Origin of the sequence: Herbiconiux daphne, from assembly GCF_024979295.1 — a bacterium.
In the GTDB taxonomy this organism is placed as follows: domain Bacteria; phylum Actinomycetota; class Actinomycetes; order Actinomycetales; family Microbacteriaceae; genus Herbiconiux; species Herbiconiux daphnes.
Genome location: NZ_JANLCJ010000502.1, coordinates 1 through 630, shown reverse-complemented (window position 1 = coordinate 630; position 630 = coordinate 1). Strand labels below are relative to the sequence as shown.

At 39.0% G+C, this 630-nt stretch carries 1 protein-coding gene; it reads left to right on the top strand.

The features are described from left to right. Positions 1-112 precede the first annotated feature (112 nt). Positions 113-562 carry a CHAP domain-containing protein gene (locus N1032_RS26095; RefSeq protein ID WP_259543539.1) on the top strand — a complete coding sequence of 150 codons (450 nt, stop codon included), beginning with the start codon at positions 113-115 and terminating at the stop codon, positions 560-562. The last annotated feature ends 68 nt before the right edge of the window (positions 563-630 follow it).

Below are 630 nucleotides of genomic sequence, written 5' to 3'. Positions count from 1 at the left end.
AATTTATTACTCCGCTGAATTGGATAACCAGTGACGACAGAAATGATTTTGTTTCTGCTATCAAAAATGGTTTCATTATTGAATAATGGAAAATGAATAAGGAAACTAAACGATGATTAAAACCGCCAACAGATATTTTAATATTGGGTTGGCGGGTAAACTGGAATTGATTGATTATTATAATCACCACGTTTACCCGTTGATTAAACCCGGTAGAAAATATCGGATGAAACAGACTGATGAATGGTGTGCAATGTTCACAAGTTGCATTGCATACATGAAAGGAATCCCGGCGAATCATTTCCCGTATGAAGTTTCTGTGGCTCAACAGGTACAATGGGCTAAAGAGAATGGAGCGTTTACAAGGGATGTGAGAATGGTAGATCCGGGTGATTTGATCGTGTATGACTGGAAATTAAACGGCACGTTTACACATGTTGGCTTTGTGGAAATGGTGAATGGTAATGAGATCCTCACAATTGAGGGTAACTATTCAGGCACTGTAGGAAAGCGTAGGATTAAGGCTGATAGCAAGTATATCGCCGGGTATATTCAGATTTAAGGTAATAAAAAGCCCCGGTTAAGGGGCTTAAATAAGTTAGCGTAAAGCGTCAGGATATGAGGTAGTGA

Coding starts and splice junctions, on each gene's coding strand:
- N1032_RS26095 (WP_259543539.1), top strand. CDS start 113: ATGATTAAAACCGCCAACAGATATTTTAATATTGGGTTGGCGGGTAAA.